At 46.8% G+C, this 26,929-nt stretch carries 28 protein-coding genes and 1 pseudogene; 11 read left to right on the plus strand and 18 right to left on the minus strand.

Annotation, left to right across the window (positions count from 1 at the left end; genetic code table 11):
• Positions 1-200: 200 nt before the first annotated feature.
• The 6 genes and pseudogenes from EPO18_RS15445 to EPO18_RS15470 form a co-directional block, all read left to right on the plus strand.
• Complete coding sequence (locus EPO18_RS15445) at positions 201-503, plus strand: hypothetical protein (protein ID WP_292434750.1); 303 nt, start codon at positions 201-203, stop codon at positions 501-503.
• Positions 500-1,399: an IS4 family transposase gene (locus EPO18_RS15450; protein ID WP_292434753.1), complete on the plus strand. Its 900-nt coding sequence runs from the start codon at positions 500-502 to the stop codon at positions 1,397-1,399. The genes EPO18_RS15445 and EPO18_RS15450 overlap by 4 nt, the downstream gene beginning before the upstream one ends.
• Positions 1,400-1,825: 426 nt before the next feature.
• Positions 1,826-3,541, plus strand: coding sequence for a circadian clock protein KaiC (gene kaiC / locus EPO18_RS15455; protein ID WP_292434755.1), 1,716 nt, complete (start codon positions 1,826-1,828; stop codon positions 3,539-3,541).
• Between the two features lie 23 nt (positions 3,542-3,564).
• Positions 3,565-3,891, plus strand: coding sequence for a circadian clock KaiB family protein (locus EPO18_RS15460; protein WP_292434758.1), 327 nt, complete (start codon positions 3,565-3,567; stop codon positions 3,889-3,891).
• Positions 3,888-6,098 carry a putative bifunctional diguanylate cyclase/phosphodiesterase gene (locus EPO18_RS15465; RefSeq protein WP_292434760.1) on the plus strand — a complete coding sequence of 737 codons (2,211 nt, stop codon included), beginning with the start codon at positions 3,888-3,890 and terminating at the stop codon, positions 6,096-6,098. The genes EPO18_RS15460 and EPO18_RS15465 overlap by 4 nt, the downstream gene beginning before the upstream one ends.
• A gap of 134 nt (positions 6,099-6,232) precedes the next feature.
• A pseudogene (locus EPO18_RS15470) lies at positions 6,233-6,517 on the plus strand (integrase core domain-containing protein); the annotation flags it as partial.
• A 95-nt stretch (positions 6,518-6,612) separates the two neighbouring features.
• On the opposite strand, the gene EPO18_RS15475 reads toward EPO18_RS15470, so the two are convergent.
• The 10 genes from EPO18_RS15475 to EPO18_RS15520 form a co-directional block, all read right to left on the minus strand.
• Positions 6,613-7,749, minus strand: coding sequence for a toxic anion resistance protein (locus tag EPO18_RS15475; protein ID WP_292434762.1), 1,137 nt, complete (start codon positions 7,747-7,749; stop codon positions 6,613-6,615).
• A 27-nt stretch (positions 7,750-7,776) separates the two neighbouring features.
• Entirely contained in the window at positions 7,777-8,625 is an 849-nt protein-coding gene (locus EPO18_RS15480; protein WP_292434764.1) for a 5-bromo-4-chloroindolyl phosphate hydrolysis family protein, read from the minus strand.
• Positions 8,622-8,810 (minus strand): hypothetical protein, encoded by a 189-nt coding sequence (locus EPO18_RS15485; protein WP_292434766.1) that lies wholly within the window; start codon positions 8,808-8,810, stop codon positions 8,622-8,624. The genes EPO18_RS15480 and EPO18_RS15485 overlap by 4 nt, the downstream gene beginning before the upstream one ends.
• Before the next feature lie 288 nt (positions 8,811-9,098).
• Positions 9,099-9,365 carry a hypothetical protein gene (locus EPO18_RS15490; protein WP_292434768.1) on the minus strand — a complete coding sequence of 89 codons (267 nt, stop codon included), beginning with the start codon at positions 9,363-9,365 and terminating at the stop codon, positions 9,099-9,101.
• Positions 9,366-9,407: 42 nt separating this feature from the next.
• Positions 9,408-10,757 (minus strand): glutathione-disulfide reductase, encoded by a 1,350-nt coding sequence (gene gorA / locus EPO18_RS15495; RefSeq protein ID WP_292434770.1) that lies wholly within the window; start codon positions 10,755-10,757, stop codon positions 9,408-9,410.
• A 27-nt stretch (positions 10,758-10,784) separates the two neighbouring features.
• Positions 10,785-11,312 (minus strand): peroxiredoxin, encoded by a 528-nt coding sequence (locus EPO18_RS15500; protein WP_292434772.1) that lies wholly within the window; start codon positions 11,310-11,312, stop codon positions 10,785-10,787.
• A 228-nt stretch (positions 11,313-11,540) separates the two neighbouring features.
• Complete coding sequence (locus tag EPO18_RS15505) at positions 11,541-12,242, minus strand: EF-hand domain-containing protein (RefSeq protein WP_292434775.1); 702 nt, start codon at positions 12,240-12,242, stop codon at positions 11,541-11,543.
• Between the two features lie 766 nt (positions 12,243-13,008).
• Positions 13,009-13,452, minus strand: a complete 444-nt coding sequence (locus EPO18_RS15510) for a DUF2383 domain-containing protein (protein ID WP_292434777.1) — start codon at positions 13,450-13,452, stop codon at positions 13,009-13,011.
• 145 nt (positions 13,453-13,597) lie between these two features.
• Complete coding sequence (locus EPO18_RS15515; RefSeq protein ID WP_292434778.1) at positions 13,598-14,974, minus strand: hypothetical protein; 1,377 nt, start codon at positions 14,972-14,974, stop codon at positions 13,598-13,600.
• A gap of 558 nt (positions 14,975-15,532) precedes the next feature.
• Positions 15,533-16,543, minus strand: coding sequence for an alpha/beta hydrolase (locus EPO18_RS15520; RefSeq protein WP_292434780.1), 1,011 nt, complete (start codon positions 16,541-16,543; stop codon positions 15,533-15,535).
• A 226-nt stretch (positions 16,544-16,769) separates the two neighbouring features.
• On the opposite strand from EPO18_RS15520, the gene mtgA reads away from it, so the two are divergent.
• From mtgA to mepA, 3 genes are all read left to right on the plus strand, one after another.
• Positions 16,770-17,486 (plus strand): monofunctional biosynthetic peptidoglycan transglycosylase, encoded by a 717-nt coding sequence (mtgA, locus tag EPO18_RS15525; RefSeq protein ID WP_292434782.1) that lies wholly within the window; start codon positions 16,770-16,772, stop codon positions 17,484-17,486.
• Between the two features lie 93 nt (positions 17,487-17,579).
• Entirely contained in the window at positions 17,580-18,479 is a 900-nt protein-coding gene (locus EPO18_RS15530; protein WP_292434784.1) for an MlaA family lipoprotein, read from the plus strand.
• A gap of 51 nt (positions 18,480-18,530) precedes the next feature.
• Positions 18,531-19,364, plus strand: a complete 834-nt coding sequence (mepA, locus tag EPO18_RS15535) for a penicillin-insensitive murein endopeptidase (RefSeq protein WP_292434786.1) — start codon at positions 18,531-18,533, stop codon at positions 19,362-19,364.
• Between the two features lie 16 nt (positions 19,365-19,380).
• Here mepA and EPO18_RS15540 read toward each other — a convergent pair whose 3' ends face one another.
• The 3 genes from EPO18_RS15540 to EPO18_RS15550 form a co-directional block, all read right to left on the minus strand.
• A complete protein-coding gene (locus EPO18_RS15540) occupies positions 19,381-19,596 on the minus strand; it encodes a hypothetical protein (protein ID WP_292434789.1) in 216 nt (71 codons plus the stop codon).
• A gap of 141 nt (positions 19,597-19,737) precedes the next feature.
• Positions 19,738-20,337 (minus strand): 5'-deoxynucleotidase, encoded by a 600-nt coding sequence (gene yfbR / locus EPO18_RS15545; protein WP_292434792.1) that lies wholly within the window; start codon positions 20,335-20,337, stop codon positions 19,738-19,740.
• A 3-nt stretch (positions 20,338-20,340) separates the two neighbouring features.
• Positions 20,341-20,604, minus strand: coding sequence for a hypothetical protein (locus EPO18_RS15550; RefSeq protein ID WP_292434794.1), 264 nt, complete (start codon positions 20,602-20,604; stop codon positions 20,341-20,343).
• Positions 20,605-20,687: 83 nt separating this feature from the next.
• Here EPO18_RS15550 and ylqF point away from each other — a divergent pair, with 83 nt between their 5' ends.
• Positions 20,688-21,608, plus strand: coding sequence for a ribosome biogenesis GTPase YlqF (ylqF, locus tag EPO18_RS15555; protein ID WP_292434797.1), 921 nt, complete (start codon positions 20,688-20,690; stop codon positions 21,606-21,608).
• Between the two features lie 44 nt (positions 21,609-21,652).
• Here the strand turns inward: ylqF and EPO18_RS15560 are convergent, their stop codons facing one another.
• The 5 genes from EPO18_RS15560 to EPO18_RS15580 form a co-directional block, all read right to left on the minus strand.
• On the minus strand, positions 21,653-22,012 hold the full coding sequence (locus tag EPO18_RS15560; RefSeq protein WP_292434799.1) for a hypothetical protein: 360 nt from the start codon (positions 22,010-22,012) through the stop codon (positions 21,653-21,655).
• 21 nt (positions 22,013-22,033) lie between these two features.
• Positions 22,034-22,612, minus strand: a complete 579-nt coding sequence (locus EPO18_RS15565) for an HdeD family acid-resistance protein (protein ID WP_292434801.1) — start codon at positions 22,610-22,612, stop codon at positions 22,034-22,036.
• Between the two features lie 333 nt (positions 22,613-22,945).
• Positions 22,946-23,668, minus strand: a complete 723-nt coding sequence (locus EPO18_RS15570) for a DUF5765 domain-containing protein (protein WP_292434803.1) — start codon at positions 23,666-23,668, stop codon at positions 22,946-22,948.
• Positions 23,669-23,974: 306 nt separating this feature from the next.
• Positions 23,975-24,505 (minus strand): tetratricopeptide repeat protein, encoded by a 531-nt coding sequence (locus tag EPO18_RS15575; RefSeq protein WP_292434805.1) that lies wholly within the window; start codon positions 24,503-24,505, stop codon positions 23,975-23,977.
• Positions 24,506-24,664: 159 nt separating this feature from the next.
• Entirely contained in the window at positions 24,665-25,204 is a 540-nt protein-coding gene (locus tag EPO18_RS15580) for a hypothetical protein (protein ID WP_292434807.1), read from the minus strand.
• Positions 25,205-25,518: 314 nt separating this feature from the next.
• Between EPO18_RS15580 and EPO18_RS15585 the strand changes: the two genes are divergently transcribed.
• A partial coding sequence (locus EPO18_RS15585) for a multicopper oxidase domain-containing protein (protein WP_292434810.1) occupies positions 25,519-26,929 on the plus strand: 1,411 nt, incomplete at its 3' end.

Consider the following 26,929-nt stretch of genomic DNA (forward strand, 5'->3'; position numbering starts at 1 on the left):
TTATCGCTCCTCTGGGTTATATAACAATCTTCTTTCTCTATAAACTAGTAAAGAAAAAAATCAATGGAGTCAGATTCTGAAGTATCCCCACAAAATATTTATATAAAACATAAAGCTATTGGGATATTGATCCAATATAAAGCCCAAGTGGCGCTAACATAAGATTTCTTTCTGGAAAAATGCGCCAGCGGGAGAACCTTATGTCGATCATTATCACCTTGCATACCTTGTTAAAACAATCCCTTCCTGACCTTCATGCCGCGCGACTCAATGCGTTAATGGCTGCAGTTGGCGCCGGCTTAACCGGTGCCTCGGTATCCATTACAGCGCTGGGGCGGGCGGTTTCCGGATGTGCCTATCTTAAGCATAAAATCAAGCGCTTGGACCGTCTAGTGGGTAATCGACACCTCAAATCCGATCGCCTGGCCTTATACGGCGCTATGACCCGTTTTTTGTTGAAGTCTCTTCCCCTGCCTTTAATTATTTTGACGGGTCGCCGTTGACCGACGATCAAAGCCAGCAACTGTTACGTGCAGCTCTCCCGGTGGGTGGACGAGCTATTTCCTTATATCAGGAAATCCATCCCGACAGCAAATTAGGCAACCGCCGAGTACAACATCAGTTCTTGGCACGTTTGCAGCAGTTGCTCCCGGCAGATGTCACGCCTATCATCGTCGCTGACTCCGGGTTTCGCACCCCGTTCTTTCGCGAAGTGGAACGCTTGAACTGGCATTGGCTGGGACGGATACGCAACCGGGATTTCATCGCCTTTGCCAACCATCCGGATGACTGGCAACCGGCAAAATCGCTGTATGTTCAAGCCACCCGCAAAGCCAAGCTGCTCGGTGCAGCGCAGTGGACCCGCAGCAATCCGTTGTCAGGACAGTTAGTGGTTTTTTACCGACCCGCCAAAGGCCGCAAACAGCTGACGATTCATAAACGGCCTGCAAAATCGACGCAGAGCCGCAAACAGGCCAAACGCGAAAAAGAACCGTGGTTACTGGTCGTCTCGCCTTCACTCAAGGTCTACTCAGCGTTTCGTATCGTCAACTATTATCGAACCCGAATGCAAATCGATGAAGGATTCCGAGACACCAAGAGCACGCATTATGGGCTGGATTTAGCCAATGAAAGTCGGATTCAAGCCGAGCGAAGAGCGAATCTGTTACTGATTGCGGCACTGATCATCTTTGCCCTTTGGCTGGTGGGTCTCAGCCTAAAAGGTTCCGCCACCGAACGGCAGATCAAGGTCAATAGCGGCTCAAAACATTCGCCGTATTCGGTTATTTTTCTCGGCAAAATTGCTTGCCGCCATGTTGTGTTTGAACTACCGGATGATTATTTAGAGCTGGCGCAGGCACTCTTAGTCGGCTATTTTGAAAAATTGGAAGAAGGATAATTCGTGGGGATACATCAGGGTCAGGCCTTATTGCTTTTTCTTTGAATATCTGCAATGAGCCCAAGTTGCCTATCGTTCACTGTATCGTTACTGAAAAAACATCTATTTTTATAGCCTTCCTAATCCTTATCACTTACTCAGCTCTGAAGACGCATGCATCTTAAGGTCAATATCTTTTTCCTTAAGATTTGCTGTTTGATGCAACTTAAAAAACAGACCAATTACCATTCTAATTATAAGTAAAATTACTTGCTAATAATGAAAGGTTGAGCTACTGTAATTTCGCCAAAAAGGCTTTACAGATGTGCTCAAAATACAAAAGCTGTTGAAGAGTTCGTAGGCTTTAAAATTTCTAACCGTAAAGAGAGTACCTAGTCTAACTTGATCTGCTTCATTCATTCGTTAATATCATAATATAGCCTTAACATGCCCAAAGCCAACATGCAGCATATCGAACTCACCAAGGCCCATACTGGTATTCGTGGATTGGACGACATCACCAACGGCGGCTTGCCGCAAGGCCGAGGCATTTTGCTCGCTGGTGGTCCAGGTAGCGGCAAGACAGTGATCGCTTTACAAACACTGGTCAGTGGGGCATTAAACGGTGAACCTGGAATCTTTGTCGCCTTTGAAGAAGATCCAACTCGTATTATTGCTAACGCCGCCGCTTTTGGCTGGAATCTCCCCGATCTGGAAAACAAGGAACTGTTCTTTCTTGATGCCAAGCCAAGACCTGACGTTGTTTGCGCCGGCAAGTTCGATCTCTCCAGCCTGCTTGCTTCACTCAAGGTCAAGGTTGATCAGATGGGCGCCAAGCGTATTGTTTTTGATTCCATTGACGTGCTGCTGTCGCTGCTGGATGATCCTCTGGCCGAGCGCCGCGAGTTGTTCCGACTGAATGACTGGCTGGTGTCGACTGGGCTGACCGGTATTATTACCTGCAAAAATAACGACTCCGGCCAATCGAAACTCGACTATCAGGATTTTATGCAGTACATGGTCGATTGTGTCATTTTTCTCCGCCATGAGGTGGATAATCGGGTCGCCCGCCGCACCTTGCGCATCGTTAAATATCGCGGTTCGGGCTTTTATGCCGGAGAAGTGGCTTTATCACTCAGCGACAACGGTGCCGAGGTTGTCTCTTTCCCATTATCATCGCCCTGTGAGAGTGCCAGTACCGAACGTATCTCCTCTGGCGTGGCGCGACTGGACAACATGCTGGGAGGTGGTTATTACCGTGGCGCCGCCATACTGCTGAGCGGCGCCCCCGGCACATCGAAAACTACCTTGTGCGGAAGTTTTATACTCGCCGCCTGCGAGCGCGGCGAGCGATCCCTTTTTATTGGTTTCGATGAACCCGCTCATGAAATTGTACGCAACCTGCGTTCGGTAGGCATTGATCTCGGACCCCATGTCGCCAGCGGCCTGTTGCATATTCAATCGATCCGCAGCAGTCTGACCGGAGCAGAGGAGCATATCGGCACCTTGCGTAATCTGCTTGATGCCCACCAGCCGCGTTGTTTTGTGATTGATCCGCTGTCCGCCATCATAAATTGCGATACTGATGCCAGCCGTCGCCGCATGCCTGAGCAACTGTTGGCATTAACCAAATCAGCTGGTGTTACTCTAGTATGCACCAGCCTGCTGGGCGCTAACGATACATTAAATGAAGGCACCAATATTCAGGTATCCACCGTGGCAGACACTTGGATTCATCTCAATTACACTATACTCTCCGGCGAACGAAACCGGGCGCTGACCATCATCAAATCGCGCGGTACCGAGCATTCCAATCAAGTGCGGGAATTGATCCTGAATTCGGACGGGATTACGCTGGCCGATGTTTATCAGGCTGATGGTGAAGTTCTTATGGGCACCGCCCGCTGGCAAAAAGAGATCGCCGAAAAGGCAGCTGAAGAATTGTTGCAAGCAAGCGTTGAACACAAACGCAAAGAGCTCGAACTTGCCCAGGCCGAGGTCAATGCCCAGATAGAAGTCTTGCAGCGTGAAATGGCCGTCAAGCAAGGAGAACTGGAAATGTTATTGGCGACCGAGGCCAACCGTCTCAAACAATTCGAACGCAACCGTGATGATTTGTGGGGCATGCGTAGCGGCGACCAGAAACTCTCACCAGCCGGCTGATCCGACCACAACGAGCCTGACCTATGTCTACAATATTACCTATGACAGAATCCGCTCAGAAAACCAGTGATGAAATTTTTGAATTCCGCCTTTATGTTGCTGGAGAAGCACCCAACTCAATCCTCGCCATGCACAATCTCAAGACGCTCTGCCAGCGTCTCTACGGTGATAATTACCGAATTGATGTAGTAGACGCCCTGCTTTCACCCGAACGGGCTTGGGCCGAAGGTGTCATGGTTACACCTATGGTCAAAAGGGTTTCTCCCGTACCGCTAATCCAGATTATTGGTAATCTAAGCAACACTGATCAGGTGCTGAGTGCTTTGGGTCTGGTGAATGAAAATTCATGATTAAAAAACAGGCTAACTTAGACGCCACAACTACTGAAGACCTCCTGCAGCAGTTAAGAGTGCTTGTATATGCTAATGCCGACCTAACAATGGAAGGTATCGATGCTGTCCTCACGCGCGAAGGGCCAGTGTTGATGGGCGATGCGCGCTTCGCAGTATCACAGTCCGAGGCTCGCTACCGCCATCTGATCAAACGGATGTCAGCTCTTGTAGTGGAGCTTGCCCCAAACGGTGAGATTATTTACCTCAACGACGTCATAACGCACATCACGGGTTTTTCGGCCGTGGAATTGATCGGCCGTAACTGGTTGGATATGCTGCTGCCGATTCATGAGTCGATGGATATCAGTACACTGCGTCGATCGTTTTTAGAAAGTGGCGAATTGAACGATTTTCGAACAAGCATCCGTAGTTGTGACGGCCGCCGGAAATTTTTTTCATGGAATTCTGTTAATGTTCACGATGCCGATGGCCTTATCGAGCGAGTAATCTATTTCGGTATTAATATTACCAGTCAGGTGTTTGCTGAACAGGAGTTATCCATCGCCGCTATCGCCTTTGAATCACAAGAAGGAATGATAGTCACCGATGCTAATGGGGTAATCCTCCGGGTAAACAGCGCCTTCACTACTATCACCGGTTACACCGCTGAAGAAACCATAGGCAAGAACCCTCGAATACTCAAATCCGGACATCAAAGTGCTGATTTTTATGCTGCGATGTGGACGGATATTAATAATAACGGCGCATGGTCAGGCGAAATCTGGAACCGACGCAAAAATGGTGAATGCTATCCGGAGCGTCTCACGATCACCGCAGTGAAAGGCGCGAACGGTATTATCACAAATTACGTTGGCACGCTTGCCGACATTACCATGAGCATGTCGGCAGCGGAAAAAATCAAACATTTAGCCTTCTATGACCCCCTCACCGATCTACCTAACCGATTATTGCTTCGTGACCGATTAAAACCGGCCTTGGCTTCAAGTAAGCGTAGTGGCCGCTTAGGCGCCTTGCTTTTTATTGACATGGATGATTTCAAAACACTAAACGACTCCCTTGGCCATGATATGGGCGACTTGCTGCTGCAACAGGTTGCACGACGTCTTGAGCTCTGTATGCGTGAAGGCGACACTGTTGCCCGTTTGGGCGGTGATGAATTCGTGGTGATGTTGGAGGATTTGAGTGAGCGGTCTCTTGAAGCCGCAACGCAGACTGAAATTATTGGTCATAAAATTCTGGCTGATCTCAATAGACCATATCAACTTGCCATGCACTATTATCACTGTACTCCCAGTATTGGCGCTATCTTGTTCAACGAACATGAGCAATCCGTTGACGAGTTGTTGAAACAGGCGGATATTGCTATGTATCAAGCCAAAGCATCTGGCCGCAACACCTTGCGCTTTTTCGATCCGCAAATGCAGATCAGTATCGATACTCGCGTGGCACTGGAAGCAGACTTACGTTTGGCACTGGCAGAAAATCAGTTTGAGCTTTATTTTCAACCACAGGTTAATTACAACCGTCAGATCATTGGGGCTGAAGTATTGATCCGCTGGCAACATCCACAGCGCGGATTAATCTCCCCTGCGGATTTCATACCACTGGCTGAAGGAACCGGCTTGATACTAGCCATTGGACAATGGGTGCTGGAGATGGCGTGTGCCCGAATCAAAATGTGGGAATGTAGTGAGCATACCCAGCATTTACTGCTTGCCGTCAACGTCAGTGCGCGTCAATTCCATCAGACTGATTTTATAGAGCAGGTGAATTTGATTCTACGCCATAGTGCCATCAACCCTAACAGACTCAAACTGGAGCTCACAGAAAGTCTGGTGCTTGATAACATCGACGATACCATTCTCAAAATGAATGCACTTCGTGAAAGTGGCATAAGCTTTTCGATGGATGATTTTGGTACCGGCTATTCATCATTATCCAGCCTGAAAAAATTGCCCCTCGACCAACTCAAGATTGATCAAAGTTTTGTACGCGACATTTCAATCGACCCGGATGATGCTGTTATCGTGCAGACTATTATAGATATGGCAAAGAATTTAGGCATGGGAGTTATTGCAGAGGGAGTAGAGACTGAAGCTCAACGCGATTTCCTGGAAAAACAGGGCTGTCCGCTCTTTCAGGGCTATTTGTTTAGTAAGCCAATGCCAATTAAGCAGTTTGAACAATTGCTTGAACTTAGTTGAAAGCTCCCCGATTAATGCGAGAAACCAAGGTTAATTTAAGGGCGGATAAAGGTAATCTTTAAACCGATATTCAAATCGGCCCAGGCCCGGTCGGCGGTCAGCACTGGCAAATTGCCCAGTACCCGCGCAGTGGGGGTCTGATTGTCCATTTTGACCGGGGCAGCCAGTATGCCAGCCAGGGTTACCGGGACTTACTGGCTCGGTACGGCTTGCAAGACAGCATGAGTCGCCGAGGTAATTGTTGGGATAATAACGTGATGGAGCGTTTCTTTCTGAACCTGAAAATGGAACGGGTTTGGCGCCAGGATTATGCCAATCACGAAGAAGCCATGTTCGATGTGACCGACTATATCGTCAATTTTTACAACAGCCGACGATTGCACTCCAAACTGGGCTATCTGCCGCCCAACGACTATGAGCGAAAATGGCAGAAAAACAGCCTATCCCGGTGGCCGAAAAAACTTGACCACTACATTAAACCAATGTTCAAAGCGCGTGGGCACAATACTACACTTTAACTGGCCGATTTTGCCTGCGCCGAAGCCAGGGTTTTACGCAATTCGGTTTCGCATTGCTCGAGTTGCGCGACCGCTTCCTTGCGCATTTTCTTACCTTGGTCGGCGATTTGCAGGCTTTCTTCTATCGTCGCAATCAGTGCTTCATTGGCTTTTTTGACCGTTTCGATGTCGAACACGCCGCGCTCCAGCTGTTTGCGGGTTTCGGCATTGGCTTGCTTCAAACTTTCGGCATTCGCAGCCAGCAGCTCATTGGTCAGGTCGGTCGCGGCCTTGACCGTTTCCGCCGCCTGCGATGAGCGGTAAATAGTCACCGCCGTCGCCAGTTGCTGACGCCACAGCGGGACGGTGTTGACGATGGTCGAATTGATCTTGCTGACCAGGCCTTTATCGTTTTCCTGCACCAGGCGAATACCGGGCAGGCTTTGCATCGACACCTGCCGGGTCAGGCGCAGGTCATACACGCGCCGCTCCAGATCATCGCGTGCGGCGCGCAAATCGCGAAGGTTTTGCGAGGCGATGACTTCGGTGCTCGCTTCGGCTTGCTTGGCCTGCTCAGGAATGATGACTTCATCGAGTTCGCGCAGTTTTTCTTCGCCGGCGGCGATATAATCCTCGAGCGCATGAAAATAGTCCAAGTTGGCCTGGTAAAGACGGTCCAGCGAGGTAATATCGGTCAGCAAATGGGTCTTATGCCGCTCCAGCTTGTCGGTGATCATATCGATCTGTTTGCGCACTTCTTCATATTGCTGTAGAAATTTGACAACCGGTTTGGCCTTGCCCATCAATCGGTCGAAAAAGCCCTGTTTTTTGTTCGGATCCAGATCGTCGACCTCGAACCCGCGTATAGTCGCCACCATTTCGTTCAGATCATCGCCGGCCGGCCCGATTTCCTTGTTTTTAACGCCTTCCAGCATCCGGTCGGAAATCGTGGTCAACTGTTCTTGCGCTTTGCTGCCGAAAAAAATGATTGATTGGGTATTGCTGACATCAATTTCGTTCAGCAATTTCCGAACGAGCTGTTTTCTCTCTGCAGGCGCCTCGGCAAGCGGGATCATTTCGGCTTTGACGCCGGGGACGATCTCCTTGGATGCGGCGCTATCTTTTGTGCTTGTCGCTGTTTGCTGTTCACTCATGTTTAAACCCTCTGTAGTGCGATGGCATCAAAGAATGCCTTCCCGTTTGAGCTGCGTACTTAAAACTTCAATTTTTACATCCAGGTCAAAAACATCTTCTTCCAGTAATTTTTGACGCTGTTCCTGAAATACCGTTTCGATCGTATCCAGCACATTGCGGAAATTCTGTTCCAGTTCTCCGGAATGGCTTTGCTGATGGGTTTTGGCGTAACCTTCAGTTACCTGTAGGACGCCGTCCAGGTAAACGTTAAGAAACTTGCGTGCACGCCGAAAGTCGCGGGGATCGGCTGCAATCTCCCCCAGAATATTGTCGGCAACTTCGCAAATGCGTTCGATACGCTTATTTAACTCGGTATTTCGAATCCGTTCGTTAGCCTGTTCTATATTGCGGATAATACGTGACGAGCCCTCGAGGGCTTGCCGGATTTCATCTCCGGAATAGCCATGTGCAGCGGTTATTTTCTGCTCATTACCCGGATCGAAGCCGTAACTCAAATACATGCCCAGAAAGGCTCCGCCGGCAAACATTAACGCCACCGGCAGTGAATGCCCCACCCCTAACCAGGCGAGCATTCCGGTCGTCAGTGCCGTAATGATGGCGGCGATCGTTTTTAACGGTTGTTTGGGCGGACGGGCAATCCGGCTTCTGCCGTAAATATACTCGGCTTGCAGTCCTTTGCGCAGGAACACCGCGGCCAGCATGTACAATGCAAAACCGGCAGCGTTGACCAAAGTAGCCGGCAAGTGGCCTTTTCCCAATGCGATAAACGTCGCCGGAATCAGCGCTATCGGCAGGAAATAAAGCAGCAAGCCCCGCGGGGAATAGGGTTGCAACACATCCGAGACGGATTGTTTTAATTTCTCGAATTGGTTCATAATTCTGCCTGCGAGCGGTTGGCTAAAAAGGCTTCGGCAGAATAGGCTGGACTTGATGGATCCGCCTTCACCAGCGATTGACAGGTTGCGAGACCAATCGTTGCAATCAATATGATAAAACCAAGTAAGCTGCGTAATATTCCGGGCATTGTTTTAACTCCCATCGGTATTAATTGAGTCTTCATTATCCGCCACAACTTTAGAATCATGTATGGATCGTTCTGCGACCAAGCTAAGTAATCTGATTTCTCCGTTATGCGGATGTCGATTTTAAGTTTTCAGTGTTGATTCCATAATAGTGCATCTCTATTTATGGTGATGGTTGAAAGAAAATAAAGGTCTTTAGGAACGTACACGAAATAACTTGAGCACGTTTTATTTTTAAACCATGAAGAACATGAAGGATTTAAGTCTTCATGTTCTTCATGGTAATTACTTAAGTTAATTTATGCATGTTCCTTAGTCATTCTTATTCAAGTTGAAGACAATGGACTGCCATCATACTTCCCGCTTTGAAACATTGTCAGCTCCCATCGATGCGTTAATTCATCATGCCGTAGTATATAAATATCATTTTCGCTTACACGCACTTTAAAATAACGGTATTCGGGAGCTAACCAACAGTCGATTATTTGTTCAATTTCAATAGATTTATCACCGATAAAAAAACGTCGTGGTGTTTCCTCTCCCCGGTGACCGGCATAACATTCCACACGAATTGTTAACGAATCTGTATTCATAGAGTTTTTAACCTATGTTGATGCACTCTACAAACCTACTACTCAAAAATTCCTACGCAACGTAACAAATTCTTCGGCAGCGGTAGGGTGCACCCCGATAGTGGAATCAAAAACCGATTTGGTAGCACCGGCTCGAATGGCGATTGCCATGCCTTGGATAATCTCGGGAGCGTCAGGCCCGACCATGTGTATGCCGACAACCCGGTCAGTGCTGCGTACCACGATCATCTTGATCAGGGCTTTTTCATCGATACCCGAGAGAGTGTTTCTCATTGGCGTGAAACGGGTTTTATAAACGTCGATATCCGGATATTTTTCGCGCGCCTGTGTTTCGGTCAGACCGACAGTACCAATATTGGGCTGACAAAAAACAGCAGTGGGAATATTGTCATAATCCACTGCTCTCGATTGATCGCCATATAACTTATTCACTAAAGCCATAGCCTCCGCCAAAGCAACCGGCGTCAGGTTGAACCGGTTAGTCACATCGCCCAACGCATAAATTGACGGCACATTGGTTTGATAGTCAGCGTTAACTTTAATAGCACCGTCGCTGTCCAGCTCAACGCCAAGCGCTTTCAGCCCGAATCCGGTTGAATTCGGCATTCTGCCGGTGGCGTACATAATCAAATCCGTTTTTACTTTGCTGCCGTCTATAAACCGTGCCGTGAAACAATCGGCCGTGCTTTCTACGGCCTCAATATCGGTATTAAGCTGGACATTAATACCTTTCCTGGCCATTTCATTGGCTAAAAAGTCACGTATATCTTCATCGAAACCGCGAAGCAGTTTATGTCCTCGATGACAAAGGGTAGTTCGCACACCAAAGCCATGAAGAACGCTGGCAAATTCCACTGCAATATAGCCGCCGCCGACAATAACGATACTTTTAGGTAATTTATCGAGGAAAAACATTTCGTTCGAGGTGACTATATGTTGTTTGCCGGGTATATTCGGAACGGATGGCCAGCCCCCCGTTGCAATAACTATGCGCTCGGCGCTGTATTTCATACCATTAACAACGACAGTATGGGCATCAAGCAAACTTGCCCTGCCGGTGATAACTTCGGCACCCGACTGTTGCAGCTGGTTGCCATATACAGCTTGTAGTCGTTCTATTTCCTGATTTTTGTTCGCTATCAAGCTAAGCCAGTTGAAAGTTGACTTACCCACCGTCCAACCAAAGCCCGCTGCTGCCTGGAAATGATCTTTAAACTGAGCGGCATAGACCAATAGTTTTTTGGGCACACAGCCCACATTGACACAGGTGCCGCCTAAATAACGTTCTTCAGCAATGGCTACTCTTGCACCATAATCCGATGCCATTCGTGCTGTACGCATACCTCCCGAACCAGCACCAATTACAAACAAGTCATAGTTATATTGAGCCATTAAAGCCACTCAGTTATAAAATCAGGTTTATCTATTATGTTGTAAATAATCCAGCATGGTATCGACATCGCTCGTAGTAAATGGATCATCGGGACAATTATCGACTTGGCCGGGCTCGCTGAATATTTTGATAATCTTTTTATCATCGACAAGCATTGAATAGCGCCAGGAACGGGAGCCAAAACCGAAGTTCTCTTTTTTGATCAGCATCCCCATTCCCTGGGTAAAATCGCCATTTCCGTCAGGCAGCATTTTTACATGCTTGATGCCCAGATGCTTGGCCCATTGATACATGACAAAGGCATCATTAACACTCACGCAATAAATTTCATCAACACCTAAATCAATGAGTTGCTGATACTTGGCATCATATCCAGGCAAATGCTGGCTGGAGCAGGTAGGAGTGAAGGCGCCGGGAAGCCCCAAAACAACGACTTTTTTTCCTTTAAAAATATCGTCGGTGCTGACATCCTGCCAGCGAAACGGGTTGTCGCCGCCAATGCTCTCGTCACGAACACGGGTTTTAAAAACTACATCAGGTACTGTCGAAAGCATGTTAGAACTCCTTGGTTTATTAGTTAAAAACCGGAATCAGAATAAGCCACTCTCTCCAATTTGACTCGCTCAAGTTAAATCAATTACTTACTTCAAGTCTATCACTTATATTGCTTGATTTTCGTCAGGCCGCCCGCCGGAATAGCCTCGCCACAATGAGGAACTTCAACTGGCGACCTTTAGCAAAGACGCACAGAAATTTTTGACAATTGGACTCATACCCGGAACCTACATGACTTCTCCTTCCCGTGAAGTTTCCATTTCCAGGTTTATGTATTCATGTTGTTCAAGCCTGCCATCTTTTCCGGCATCTACCTTGTCAAAGACTCGTAGTAAATCAGGAAAGTTTTGCAGTTCATCTTTGGTGACGTAGTGATCGCCATTTACATCAGCTTTACAAAATGAAGGGATACCCCCTGAAGGAAATTCCCCGGTATCTTTTTCAGGTCTCTTTACAGGAGGGATTTTTGATTCCGTGGAAGATTTTTGTTCGAATGGACATTCAGTCTCCGGCTCCTTAGCCGAGGGTAATTGCTGAGCGGTTTGGCCCGGAGCGGCAGCTTGGCCGCCAGGAGCCGGTGCTTGGCCGGCACTTTCCTTGGCTGCCGGCTTAGCACTTTCCGTCTTTTCGCCTGTGCTTGCGGCTTGTTCTCCTTTTTTAGCTTCAGTTTCACTTGCTCCTGGGGGTTGCTTGGGAACTTGTTTACCGGCAGCACTTGCTGGGCCTTCATAAGGGACATATCGGTAATAAGGATGAATATCTTCAATTCCGGCTCTTACAGGCGCGGCAACAAAGCTAAGGATGATACTGATAATAACCAGCCAAATAGGTAAACTGAAAATTTTAAAAAGATATAATTTTGTTTGATCTAGCCGGTCGGCATTTACAGTGGTTCCGGATATTTCGGGAATAGTTTTTCTGGTTTTCATAATAGTTTCCTTTATTCAGAGGTTAAGTAAGATCAGTTTTATCTTGAAAGTAGTTCCAACAGAAATATCGTGTTGATTGCCTATTTTGGATGACTGTTAATACTCGCCCAAAATTTCTGGACACCTATTGATGAAATAATAAACAAACTCTGCAACATAGCCTGCATCTTCGTCTTGAGGCTGCTATTGAGCCTACTTCATTATTCGTCAATAAGATAACAAATGACATTATCGCCCTGCTTCAAAAATCCGGCTCAAGCACGAATCCAAAAATTAATCGATTAAGCCAAATTAATCATAATTTGTATAAATGATTTGAGTCGGTTCGGTGGCGCACAAAGAGTGACTTAATCCATTTCAGATAAAGGATAAAGTACTATATAATCAATATGTTGAATAATTCGATATTCCGGCAAAAGAAGGAAACTTCGGCATGAGATACGTTAGACGGTATAAAACTGAAGTACATGGTTTGCAAAGGTCAAACGATAAGTTTAGAAAAAGATGTCCATACAAATACAAAGAAACTTTATGCACCGGCAGGATAAATCCGTCCAGTTTAAGAAGCGGCATATTTACTTGCTCATTATGCGATTTAAATTAATGCAATAGAACTCAAACGATCTTAATCACGGACAACGAAAAACCCCTCCCATTAGCTAAATTAGCTAAGCTGCGCCTAAACCTCATCATTCCAAGATAAGTCATCCCGGCAATCCTTACCGGGATGACGACTTCCTGCTAATTTAATGGCGGTTATCAAAACCTATTCCGGCGCCGCATTCAAAAGCCAATCCAAAGTACGTATATGAGCTTGTTGAGGAGGCAGTAACTTTGTTTCAATCAAAGAACGGATATCTGAAGACAACTCAGGATCTTCCAGCGCTTCTTCATAATCTTCTATGCCATTTTTTTCTCCTTCCTTCAAAACCTTTAAAGCAACTTTTTTACCTAACATATCGGCGCCTCCTTGAACTATTTGCGCCCAAGTTCCCCAAACTCCTGAATCTTCAGAAGGAATTCCTCCCATTTGAGAAATCCGTGTCTTTAAGCTTGAAACCGCCTTTTTATGATCCTCATAAATCGGCATTAAATACTCCGATTCGCCAAGCCTGGCATCTTTCCGAAGTTCGTCCAAAGCTTGATGATAGGTTTGCGTTGCTGTTAATTCATCTTTCAGAATTTTGTTGAGCGTTTCTATGGTATGCATAATAAGCCCCCATGTAGTTACTTGATTTTACTGACACTTCCATACCCCAACCGGGTTGGAACGCTTTTTCTGTCCACCACATTAATAAGTTCACTCTTTTGACTTTATAACCGATGGACAAAAAAAGCCGCCCCCAACCATTTCGTTACAATGACTTTAAATATTCGATCAAATCGCTCTTTTCTTGCTCGCTCAACCCCAGCTTCAGGAACTCATCGTAATGTTGAATAACATCCCGCAGGCTTGCAAAGCGACCGTCATGGTAAAAGCCACCCTTTTGATGCGTCCACAGACCCGCCAAAGGGGCTGTGCGATACATGTGAGTCGGCGATCTGTCGGCCTGGAAAGCATCGACGCCGATCTCGCTGGGATCGTGCAGGTTGTTGCCCGGCTCGGTAAACAGTGGCGGAACATGACAAGTCGCACATTTTGCCTTATCGGAAAAAATATCCTTTCCACGCACTGCTGCGATTTCGTCGAAACTGTCTTTATCCGGCCTCGGCGCAGGAATAGAGATCTGATAAAGATGCAGCGGAGCAAGTTTCGAGGTAATCCGGTCAGGCGTGTCGCGCGTATTGAAGGAACCGCTCCTTGCAGCGACCGGATATTGGCTCTCGTCGTTTAATCGAGCGTCGAAAAACGTTCCCGATCCATGCATTTCGGTCGCGGCAACGTAGGCATTCCAATAGGGAACCGATCCGAAGCCGGTCCAGGTATGAAGATTTATACCAGCCAGACCAAACGCGGGTGGAATGAGGGTGCCTGCTTGACCGCCATCAGGCCGAAAAGCCTTACCATCTTTGTCGAGCAAGGCGTCAAAGCGTCCTGGTCCCCAACTGGTGAGCACCTTCTTCACCGTCGCCTCATCGACTTCAAGAAGATCGCTGAAAGGCTTAAGATTGGGAGCAAGCGAAACGATCAGGCCGATATTCAAATCTCGGTTCGCCCAGCCGTCTAGCCGCTTGCCGATTCCGGGCGCCAATGAATTATCGACCGTTGAATGGCACAGCGCGCACTGGATACCCATCGATTTCAAATTGCCATTATCGTCAAAGAAGCCCTTTACACCGACGACTGCATCCAGCTTGATTAGAGCGACCGTGGTCGCCGGATTGTCCAAGTCGACTTCGCTGGCCTTGCCGGCCTTGAGTTGATCCTGTAAAGCCGGGGGCAGCGCATCCGCATCGACCTTCAGTCCGGCTGACAGCGCCGTCTTCGGACTCACCCCGTCGCCCACACCGCCGTTCTTCTCACCGGCGATTGCTTTGTGAAGCTGGAGCGCATCACCCCAGAATGCTTCGCTGCCGAAGGTATCGAAACGAAAAATACGCCGGCCTTCGATTATCATACGTTGCGCATTGGTCTCGATCTTGAGATCGTTCTCGGAACTCTTTTCGTCGTTCTCGGAAATCTTTTCTTTAACCGTCTTCTCGCTGACATTCTGTTGCTCGGAAGCGTCGACGCTAATACCGGCAAGAAACCAAGCCCAAGCCAGAGCCGCAATCAAAGATGAAACTCTCATATAGGTGCTCATTCTATTCTCCAGTTTAACGATTTTCTTCTTCATGATTTTGTCTCCTGTTTGCTTTATTCGATAGACAGGTTTGTAACTCACTCACTTTAGAACCAGCGGCTTTTGATGCTGAAAATCTTGAAACGGAGCTATTCCGTATCTTGCCGCAGACATCAGCCTTGTGAGCACTCAACAAACTGTTTAGAAGGAAACCAACTTATGGACTTATGCTGTAATGAAAGATGGTCAAAGCTTATTGGAGAAAATTTTTTGAGTCGGTACGATGCCGCACACATAGAAGAAATAGAAGAGCTGTTTTATCCGGGCCGGATTCAAATTTTGCAATTATTTAGTGCTTTCCAAGGCTACGGCCTAATATAGTCGAGGTAGTGTAATGACTATTGATGCGGGATCGCCAAAAGAACATGCTGAAACCAATCAAACAACAAGATGGTGACTTTGTGTTTAGCCTGAATCCGATGATTATTTACTTTGCGTCATGGGGGATAATTAAACGCGATTGCCCAGATATATCGCCAACCTTATTAGTAAAATATGCGCTTCAAGTTAAGAAGCTTCTAATCGGCTACTTAACAATTGCCGCGCTCTATTATCCGCGCCCGATGGGAGCTTGTTGGGACTGGCGCTAATCCAGGCAGCAATATCTTTCCATGCGGTGGGCGCCTGCAAATCGCGTAACAGCATGTGGTAGCCCTGCGGATAAATCGCTATGGTTTTTTTGGCCGCATCCGTTTGGAGAAGTTGCTGCAAAAAAGCATAAGTGGGCTTTTTGGGGACAATTTCGTCTTTCTCGCCGTAAAGCATCAAGGTATTTCCAGGCAACGATGTGGCGCTGTCAAATGCCGCGTCCATTAAATCAGTCAAGCCGTACACCGTCTCCACGCGGGTCGCCTTGATGACCCAAGGGTCGCGCCCCAGGGCTCGAAGCATTTCGATGTTATCCGATGCCACAACATGTACAACGCCCTCCCCTGTCAGGGTCAGCCAAGGCAAGCTGTGCGCCAGCGCCCAAAGCAGTCCGGTTTGGTACCAGGGCATAGTTGATCTGGCCCATAACGCTGGGGCGGCAAGAATGATGCCTTCGACTTCAGGCATATCGACCTGTTTCATAGCGGTGATGACTATTGCGCCACCCATGCTTTCGCCGAGCAGATAAACCGGATGTTTCGGGTAGCGTTGTTTGATCAACCGCACCAAAGCTTGCAAATCCTTAGTATAGGCGTCGCCTCCTGCCCATAACCCGCGTTGCGGCGCCATGCCGAAACCGCGCTGATCATAAGCGAAACAGGCAATACCCTGGTTGCTGAAATACTCTCCCGGCTTATCGAAAAAACGGCTGTAATCGTTAAACCCATGCAGCGCAATAATAACCGCGCGCGGTTCGGTTTTCGGCAACCAATGGCGCAATGGCAAACTTGCACCGTCTTCGGTCAGAAAAGTGTGCTCGCCAAGTTGCGCCGTATTGTTTTTTGCGCCGGGCGGATAAATCATCGGCATACAGCCGCTTTGCGTGAGGAGTAATAAAACAGCAATGAATGTGTATCGGAGTGTCTTCATGGGCTTGGATCGGCATTTATCCGGAGATTTTTATTATATACTTAATATATATCGAAATTCGGCAATAGTGGAGAATCTTCAACTAAATGCTTACTTTGAGCCATCTCGGCACCGGTTTGAAGCTATTCAAGTCTATCCAAAGGCTTTATCATATATAAAACAAAACAAAAAACAGCGCAGAGTTCCAATCTGCCCTACTCTTAATTATTAAAATAATCTTTGTATCTTGGCAAGACGATCCCATTATTCCGGCAGCAAATACCGCTCATTATCCATTAAGAAAATACTGCGCAAAACTGCGCTTTATCTGCTGTTCACCTTCTTGGCTTCATCGATTGGTTTATGTGTATTGTTTCGCTGGATACCTGTACCCACGTCGGCGTTTATGGTCTATCGGCATTTTGAAGACTTAAGAGATGATGGCTCGTTCAAAGCCATTAAATACTCTTGGGTCGGCGGAAAAAAAATCTCGGCCCATGCTTCTTCGGCGGTTATTGCCGCCGAAGACCAGCGTTTTTTCCAACACTCAGGGTTTGATTTGCATGCCATACAATCATCTATTGATGTGTATATGGACGGCGGACGGCTTAGGGGTGCAAGTACCATTTCTCAGCAAGTAGCCAAAAATTTATTTTTAACGCCGTCAAAAAGTTTTGTCCGCAAGGGGCTGGAGGTTTGGTTTACGCTGTTAATTGAGTTGCTGTGGAGTAAGGAACGTATATTGACGGTTTATCTAAATATCGCTGAATTCGGAGATCACCTATTCGGCATAGAGGCCGCTAGTCAGCACTATTTTAGAATCCCCGCCAGCCATATCAGTCGGCCTCAAGCGGCACTATTAGCGGCAACCCTGCCTAACCCTATCTTGCTGCGAGCGTCGCATCCAACAAGTTATTTATTTAAAAGGCAACAGTGGATACTTCACCAAATGCAAAATCAATGAGGCTTTTTAAGACTTGTGTCTGATATAATCGGCTAAAAAAAATAATAACTGTTGCGGCAGACTTCCAATTAACTAAGTAAATAGAGATAAACCATGAGTATGCAAAAATCCATTATTAACACTCGTTTATTAATGAGTAGCCTGGTTATATCGAGTGTGCTTGCTGGTTGTGCGAGCACTTCGAAGGTTAATGAAAATGACCCATGGGAAGGCTGGAACCGCGGCACTCAAGAATTTAATGACGATCTCGACAAGGCCATCATAAAGCCTGTGGCGAAAGGTTATATGTGGATAACCCCGAAATTTGTCGATGACGGTATAACCAATTTCTTCAGCAATCTTAACGACATCGGCGTAACCATCAATGATTTCATGCAGCTTAAATTGGCACAAGGCGGCATGGATGCCAGCCGTTTTCTGGTTAATACCACGGCTGGCGTTGTCGGCTTTGTCGATGTCGCAACGATGATCGATCTGCCCAAGCATCATGAAGATTTCGGGCAAACCTTAGGCTTCTGGGGTGTTCCAACGGGTAACTATCTGGTAATGCCGTTTATAGGCGCAAGTTCGCCTAGAGAAGTCGTTGGGGTTATTGGCGATGCTTTAATGAATCCACTCACCTATACTTTTGTATTTGCCGGTGGCGGCGCTGCTGTTAGCGCAGTCAATGCGGGCGCCAAATCGGTTGATGTCACTGATACTCGCGCCGATTTAATTCCGACTGAAAAGATTGTTGATGAAGCGTCTGCCGGTGATCGCTATTCCTTTATCAAGAACGCTTACCAGCAACGCCGGGAATTTTTGGTTCATGACGGAAATGTTCCAGAAGAAGAGGAACTCCAGCTGGAAGGTGACGCTGCTACAGAAGGCACAGGCACAATAAAAACCAACAGCGCAGCACCAGCAACTTCTGGCAGTAACGGCTCCGGCCCAGCCCCCGTTATAGATAATTCCAAACACTTTCTGGACATATCGGCCCCTGTTAAAAAATAACACGGGCAACAAGGGCGAACGGCCTCAGCCGCTTGCCCTACTGCTTTCAAAATGAGACTCTTCGTATTTATCTTGTTGTTGGGTGTTTTTTCGGAATGCTCCTCAGCCGCAAATAGCTGGGCAACGATCAAACAAACAACGCAAATCGGCGATAATGCCCAAAGCATCGGTTCTTATACAGCCGGTTGTTTGAGCGGGGCGGTATCGCTACCTCCGAACGGCACTGGTTATCAATTGATGCGCCCTACACGAGGCCGATCTTACGGTCATCCGGACTTGATACGGTTTATTGAGAGCATAGCTAAGACAGCAAGTTTACAGCACTGGGGGGTCCTGCTGATCGGCGATCTGGGACAACCTCGCGGCGGCCCGACTCCAAGCGGGCATCGCAGCCATCAAACAGGACTTGATGTCGATATCTGGTATTTGCTTTCACAGCAGGCGGCAATCCGAAATCTGGAGTTTAATGAACGCGAAACATGGAGTTCTCCGTCAGTTCTTGCCGCCAATTCGGATATCATCGATGACAGCCAGTGGTCGCCGGCACACGAGAAGATTCTTGAGACTGCGGCACGCAGACCTGAAGTAGACCGCATATTTGTCAATCCCAGCGTCAAACGTCTGCTATGCACCCGAAAGTCGGCTCATGACTGGCTAAGAAAAGTTCGGCCATGGTGGGGGCATGATGATCACTTTCATGTGCGCCTCAAGTGCCCGACAAATAACAAAAACTGTACTGGACAGGAACCGCTTCCAGAAAGCGATGGTTGCGATGCTTCGTTAGCATGGTGGTTTTCAGAAGAAGCCAAAACGCAGGCTCTCGCCGCAAAAAAACCTGAACCGCCAGTATTGCCTGCACTATGCGACGTTGTTTTAAAGAAATAGCGCTTGGATAGCCGAATTAAATCAATCCCTTTTCATCTCGGACCGGAACGATAAATCCAAGCCCGTCATCCGTTGCAATAAATTCGGACAGCTCCAGTCTTAATTTGTCCAGCGCCTCATCAAGCGTTTCTTGCCTTACCTGATGAAACGAAGGCAGCATGGTCGATGCGTTATGGTATTTCAAAATATCCAATAATATTCTAGCTTGCTCAATGGTGTATCGATGTTTCACAACTTCTCCGCAGGTACTATTTTGTTTTATTTTTCGTATAAGCTTAGGCAGTTTTAGCTGCTTTGTGGATTATTCTGCCGTTCTCAACAAGAATATTATAGCGTGAGATACTCAGACTAAAAATCGCTTTTATTGATCGACTCAATAGGTTTTCATCAACCCATCCAGTGTCAATCCGCAACTGGGCGCAAACGCCTTCATGAAAAAAATAACTTCCGGTTGCTCTGATGCACCGATGATTGAGACTAATTGCTCGGCAGCCGTTTCAAACTCTGAATTACCGGCCTTTAACTCGGCTTGACATTTGAGATAGGCCGATATTTTATCTGCTGCCTTAATGATCTGCACATGCTCCGGCGGCATCTTATCGTGATGAATCAGCACCTGAAAGTCAGCCTGTAACTCTATCGGTAAAAGAGCCAGTAGTTCTGTCTCCGCCTGTCTTTCAATCTGCTTGTAAGCCGTGCTGATTTCTTCGGAATGATATTTGATAGGTGTCGGCAAATCGCCGGTAATGACTTCCGTAATATCATGATATAAAGCCGCTGTCGCAATAGCGTTGGCATCGACATTTCCGCCGTAATAACGATTTTTAATCAAGGCCAGCGTGTGGGCAATCACCGATACTTCCCAGCTATGCTCCATCACATTTTCATCATGCGCATTGCGCTTTAGTCCCCAGCGTTTAATCCATCTTAGCCGCGATAAGTAAGCGTAAAAACTACTTGTTATTTCTTTCATGCTTCAATCTGTTTCTTCAATAAACGTGTTGACTATCGGTACCTGCACATAATGCTTTTTATTGTCCCAGAAGTAGTAATAGCCTTTCTCACTGGAAGTGACCTTGCCGTTACTAATCATCCAGGTTTTTATTGTTGAACCATTGGCATAAGTGACCAGATAATTTCCGTCCAGAAACTCGACCGCCTTTCGCGATAGCTGATTTTGTTGATCCTGCGTACAACCGCCCAGCAAAACCAGCATCCCTACTATATTAATTATTTTCATTGGCCAAGCCTTATACGTATTTATAGCTGTTGATTATAGGGTTATGATGCTTAAATAGTCCATTTTGGTTACAGCTAAACATCATGCTTATTCAGTGGTATCCCGGCCATATGCACAAGGCCAGCAAAGAAGTCAAAGAAATCCTGCCCCAGGTTGACCTGATCATCGAAATTCTGGACGCGCGCATTCCGTTCAGCAGCCAAAATCCGATGCTGGCGGCCCTACGCGGCGATAAGCCTTGCATCAAGGTACTCAGCAAAAGCGACCTTGCCGATCCTGAGATTACACTGCAATGGCAAAATTACCTGGAGCGGGAACAAGGTGTAAAAACCCTGGCGCTGACCACCGAACAGCCCGAGAAAATGCGTCAACTGACGGAGCTGTGTCACAAAATGCTGCCGCTTAAAGCCGGTAGCGACAAACCCATCCACACATTAATCATGGGCATACCCAACGTCGGAAAATCCACGCTGATCAATATCCTGGCCGGAAGAATAATAGCCAAGACCGGTAACGAACCGGCCATTACCAAGACTCAGCAACGCATTGACATAGGCAACGGCATTATTCTTTTAGATACGCCCGGAATGCTCTGGCCCAATGTCGAAAATAAAAACAGCGGCTACCGGCTGGCGACCACCGGCGCGATTAAAGATACCGCCATCAGTCATGACCAGGTTGCCTTTTTCGCAGCCGAATACCTGTTACAACACTACCCAGACTTACTGCTAACCCGCTTTCAGCTGGAGAAGCTCCCGGAAAGCGAGCAACAGCTTATGGAAACCATCGGCAAAAAACGCGGCTGTCTACGCTCGGGCGGTCGCATCGAAATGGATAAAGTAGCTAAAATCCTGTTATCGGAACTGCGCGCCGGAAGCATCGGCAGAATCAGCCTGGAAACCCCCGCTATGATGGAAAATGAACTGGCTGAGCTAGTTGTTATTCGTGAGCAGAAAGAAGCCAAGAAAAAAGCCCGTAAAGCGAAATGGAAAGGCTCAAGCTAATCTTTGAAGCACCTATGCTTCTGCTGGATGAGTTATCCGGTACTTCAGTTTTTATTGCCATTGCCCACAGTCATCAGCGTTATCATCAATAAAATAATAACCAGCACCGGCCAAAAATAAGGCGCCATGATAAAAATTCCTATTAACGCAACGAATAGGACAAACATAAACATAAACACACCGACGCCTAAAAACAGCAGCACCATCAGTACGCCGGTGATAATCATGATCAACAAAAATGTCGGAACGGCGGCAAAGCGAACCAGCGGCTCTGCGACGGGCTCACCGTTCAGCATAACGCTAAGCTGCCCAACGCCGGGATGAAACAAATAGCTCAAAATGGCGATGATTGCACCGGCTATCAGCACCTTCACAATTAGTTTTTTATTATGTTTTTGCTGCATCGACAGTCACTTCTCAAAGGCTTATTGTTCTTTATGGTGGAGGCTTATTTTAACTAGCGTCCATCCCATAAAAACCATATTAATACCAAAAAACAAGCCCAGCAGCCAGTGCACAGATTCAGACCAACTAATCCATACGATTAACGCAAAAGCCAAAGCCGTAATACCGCTGAACAGCATAAACCCCCAGTTGGGTAAAGGGCGCATCATGAATGCCAGAGAAATCTTGGCAGCGCCTTCCAAAGCAAAAAATACCGTTATAAGCATCGTTAATGTCAGCGCCCCCGCAACCGGTCTGGTAATAAACAAATAGCCGACGATAACCTGCAGAATGCCAATGAATAACCACCAGCCAAAGCCGGGCATATTTGCAACCATAAGGGCTCGACTAACATGAACTATTCCTCCGAACAACAAAAGCCAGCCTAGAAACACGACTACCGCCACCGTAAAAAGCTGCGGTATTACTATGGCGCAAAGTCCGAGAAAAATGAACAAGATACCTTCCGCCAGAAATAGCCGCCAATGCATTTTTAAATAATTCTGCATTTGCTGCTGCATATGCTGTATTTCAATATTAATGTCGTCTATTTTATTCATGACTTTTCTCCTGACATGTGTGAAAAGATGCCGATGCTTTGGCAGTAGGCTTTCTTTAAATACCTGACGATGAGTAATGAATCAAAAAATTATGATCTGGAACATGGTTTACCTGTCAACAATCCAAAGCAGTATCATGCGCCGATACTGATTGGAACAACAGCTATTTTCTTGGCTATCTCCTAATCGAAATTTATTTTCTACTGACTGTCGGATTGAACAGGGCTGCGCCGCATTATCAACCCGACTTGTGTATATTAACTGTAGAACCGGCTACTTTATTGAGCCCGCATTTAGAAATGGGGGCAGCAAGACTAAGCCGCACCTGCCCTGCTAGGCAAATTCGCGCTGTTGTTCCATTGCAGTTGGCGCAGTGAAGAACTTTTTAAACTGCGGCATGAAACTAGCTGTGATCGGTATCGAATAAAAACAGTACATTGCAGCCGCTTCGCCGGTTGACACTCCAAATACCCACTGAGGCATAAACAGTGTCATGATCGCCATGCCGAAATGATAACTAGCGATGCGCCAGTTATCTTTCCAGACAAAACCGCTGACCGCCAGACCAAACAACGAACCCCACGTAACCAGCAAGCCGAACGCGCTAGAGATGTTATAACCGATATGGTATTTGCCCATAAACAAGCATGAAATCATATTGCCGATAAAATTCGGCGCAATTTCGAATAGTTGCCATTCTTTGGGCATGAAGCTGAAAACCAGAAATGACGAACTGAGAATGACGCCGGTCATAGTAGCTTTTTTCAGTGCGGTTTTGTCGGATGAATAAGTCGCCAAAGCAGGCATAATCGCCAGTGCCTGCAAGCTGATATGGTAGACAGATAGCTCACTCAAAAACAGATTCGTACCGTAACCGCACTGATCCGCAACCGGATAGGCAAAATACTGAATAAATTCCATTAGGGAAAAATGGAAAATGGCGTAAAACCGTGCAACTCGAACCCACAGCGGCTCACTTTTATCAAGAAAAGTAACAGTAGATGCGGCCAGTCCAACCAGACCTAGGCCAAGAGACATATTAGCGCTAAAACACATAATTATTCCGTAATTCGTTATTGTTAATAAAATTGTGCCAAAAATTACCTTTTTTTCGCAACTGTTTTATTTTACAGAATTGACGAAACCATAACCACTTTGACTGGTTTAAGAATAAACGATTGTTAATCGTTTATTCTTAAACGCCGTATCCAAAAGCTCGCGCCGGTGTATATTTATTTTTGATGCGTGTGATTTTCGAACGGATCAATCGGCCGGAAATGCGTAAGCTGATTTACCGTACGAAAAATATTTTCTTTGCATGAAAATTGCTCATATCCCTATTCGAGCTAAAATCGGAAGCCATTAAAAATTATCGGCTTTTTCCCGTGCTTCCTTTGCTCCCGCGAAGTCCTGCTGTACTTCTCTGGCATGAGCTATCAATAACCAGCAGTTCTTCTTCAAGGCATTATCCGTGGACGCCAGTAACGCGGATTTTTTTGCCAGATCTTCCGCCAAACGGGGCTTTGACTGCTTTAACCTTAGTAATGCCAACTTATAAAACAAATTCGCGTTTCTTGGTTCAATTCTGATGGCTCGTTCAATAGAAGCCGCCGCCGAATCCAGATCGCCGGCTTTACTATTTTGATTGGCTGCTGAAACTAAAGCGCTTACAGCCGGCGATAATGGAGCTGTAGCCTCCATTGGCTCAAACGGCGTTAATTCCGAAGCAGGAGGAGGTGCTGGTAATGATGGTTCCAGTGCTTCTAAAGTAACCGGCCCTGAAGGCGGCGGCTCTAAAGGTACTGTTGAAGACGACAATGGTTCGGACTTTATTTCAGAGAAGTCTTTAAGCGGCTGGACTTTAACAGTTTCTTTAGCCGCATTGCTACGCAATTTGGATTTCTTTTGCGTAATGACTGGAGGGGGCTTTTGACTCTGCGGTTGACCGTCATACACCGGAGCAGGAGGCTGGGAACCGTAAAATTCAGCACAACCTGCAAGAAAAGATGGCAGTGCGCAAATTATAACTAATCGTTTAAGTGACATCGTTTATTAAAAAAGCTCTATATTGTCGGACTGATCTTCTTCTTGATGCGCATTTTTTATCGCCAGCGCTTCATGTACAGACTTACCTTGTACAATGGCGTCAAACATCAATTTTTCGGACTCCATCGTATATCGGGAACGGATTTCATGCTGGAATTGCCGCCATTCAGCCGGGTTATAAAGGCGATTTGGATCTTCCACCAGTTCGGATAAGCCCTTTAAATTTGAAGTAACATGTTGTAAACATTGCTGCATCCGATCATAAAACTGGAAAGCGATAATCGATGACTGAATTTTACCGGTTGTTTCTGAACAGCAGGTTAATGCCTCATCCCTTATTTCACAAGAATCAAGAGCGAGCAAATGATCGTTAATAGCCTGCATATGTTCAACAATGGAGGTAAATGATTCTGTCAGCGTATTGACCGATACGTCCGCTTCATTCAGCATGTCTTCTACTTGGATAGCCGATAAAATAAGCATTTTGGACGTTTCCCTTACTTGGGTCCAATCAAGATCGGGATTGTACGAGTTCGAATTAGACATGCATTAATACCAAGTAAAGATTTGTACAAATAAAGGCTGAAAAAGATTGATAACTTGTATCGCTAAGAGGAATTCACTCTATTAAGATATTAAGATTAATAGAATTATAGCAAGTATAATGCCTGACAGTGTCATTTAAAATAACGCCGCGTGTCTATCTCATTATTAAACATGCCGGTATCTCGTTGTATTCTGCCCGATTCACCATCGCTTTTTGCATGAAAACCGCCTTTGCACCATTTGAAAATGCGCCTAGGTTTTAACTTGGCAGACCTTTACAATAGCAACACTTAGTAAAAATTTTCTATTGTTATATGTTCAAAAGATATTTTCTCCTTTTAACGATATTGCTTATCCTTGCATTGGTCGCCGTTGCCGTTTATTTTACGCCGACCTTTTTACAAAAAGCCGATATTACGCCTCCTGCAACTGTTGCTAATCGTTCAGCAGAAACCGCCTCAGTAGAAAAGCCCTGCTCTAATGAACATCCCGAATGGCGACAGGCACAAGTCATCGATGGCGTAAAAATCGCTGAAGCCCCTTCATGCGAACCGGATAATCCTTACGATATTGCCGTTGCCGTCAAAGGCACCAACAATGTGTCGATGCAGACCTTGATGCAGACGCATCTGGCTCAAGATGCCTTGACGATGACCGATGACCTGGATGGCGATGGCGATCCCGACATCATCCGCATCAAGCTGGAAGTCGTGGAGCTAAACGGCGCAAGTCCCGATGGCGATTTTTTGATTAACACTTACGATATTGCTCCAGGTATCCAACCGGGGCTTTGGGTATTCGCGCCTAAATCCAGCGGCATGGCGCTTAAAAATTTCAATTCGCTAGTCGCCAATCCGCTGCTGCGTGCGCCATCGCCGGTGATTCGTGTTGAACAAGGCGATAAGGTCTATATCACGCTGGAAAACACCCATTATTTGCCGCACACCATCCATCTTCATGGTGTGGATCATCCTTGGGTAACCGCTGCCGGTGACGATAATGACGGTATGGAAGAACACCCGGTGTTCCCCGGCAAAAATCATACCTATGAAATCCAGCCTCGGCATACCGGAACCATGTTTTATCATTGCCACGTGCAAACCGCCCAGCATTATATGATGGGCTTGAACGGCATGTTTATCGTCGAGGAAAACCAGCCGAATAACTGGGTGCAAACCTTTAATATCGGCGCAGGCCAAGTGCGCCATCCTTCGGTTGCGGTGCAAAAATCCTACAGCCAGGAATACGATTTATATTACCAGTCCGTCGATAAAAAACTGGCGCAAATCATCCAGAACGCAAATGACCCAAGACTGATCGCGCATAGAATGAGCCGCGAATATAACATGACCGAATCGTTTGAAAATTACTTCATGCTGAACGGCCATTCCTTCCCTTTCACGTTAAGGGACGCGGTAATTGCCGCCAATGAAAATGAAAACATAAAACTGCACGTCGCCAACGCCCAACGTTCCTTGGTAGCGCTTCATATCCACGGCCATAAGGCCACGATTACGGCTTATGACGGCGTTGAGCAACCGGCAGGGTTGCAGGTAACGCGGGATGTATTCGACATTGCTCCGGCCCAGCGGCTTGATTTGAGTTTGCGCACTCAAAACAACGGTTTGGACAGTTACGGCCCCGGCCTATGGATGTTTCATGATCATGTACCGACCGGCACCACCACCGATGGCATGGAGCCGGGTGGAAACATGGCTATCCTTG

This window comes from Methylobacter sp. (assembly GCF_004322395.1).
Classification (GTDB): Bacteria; Pseudomonadota; Gammaproteobacteria; order Methylococcales; family Methylomonadaceae; genus Methylobacter_A.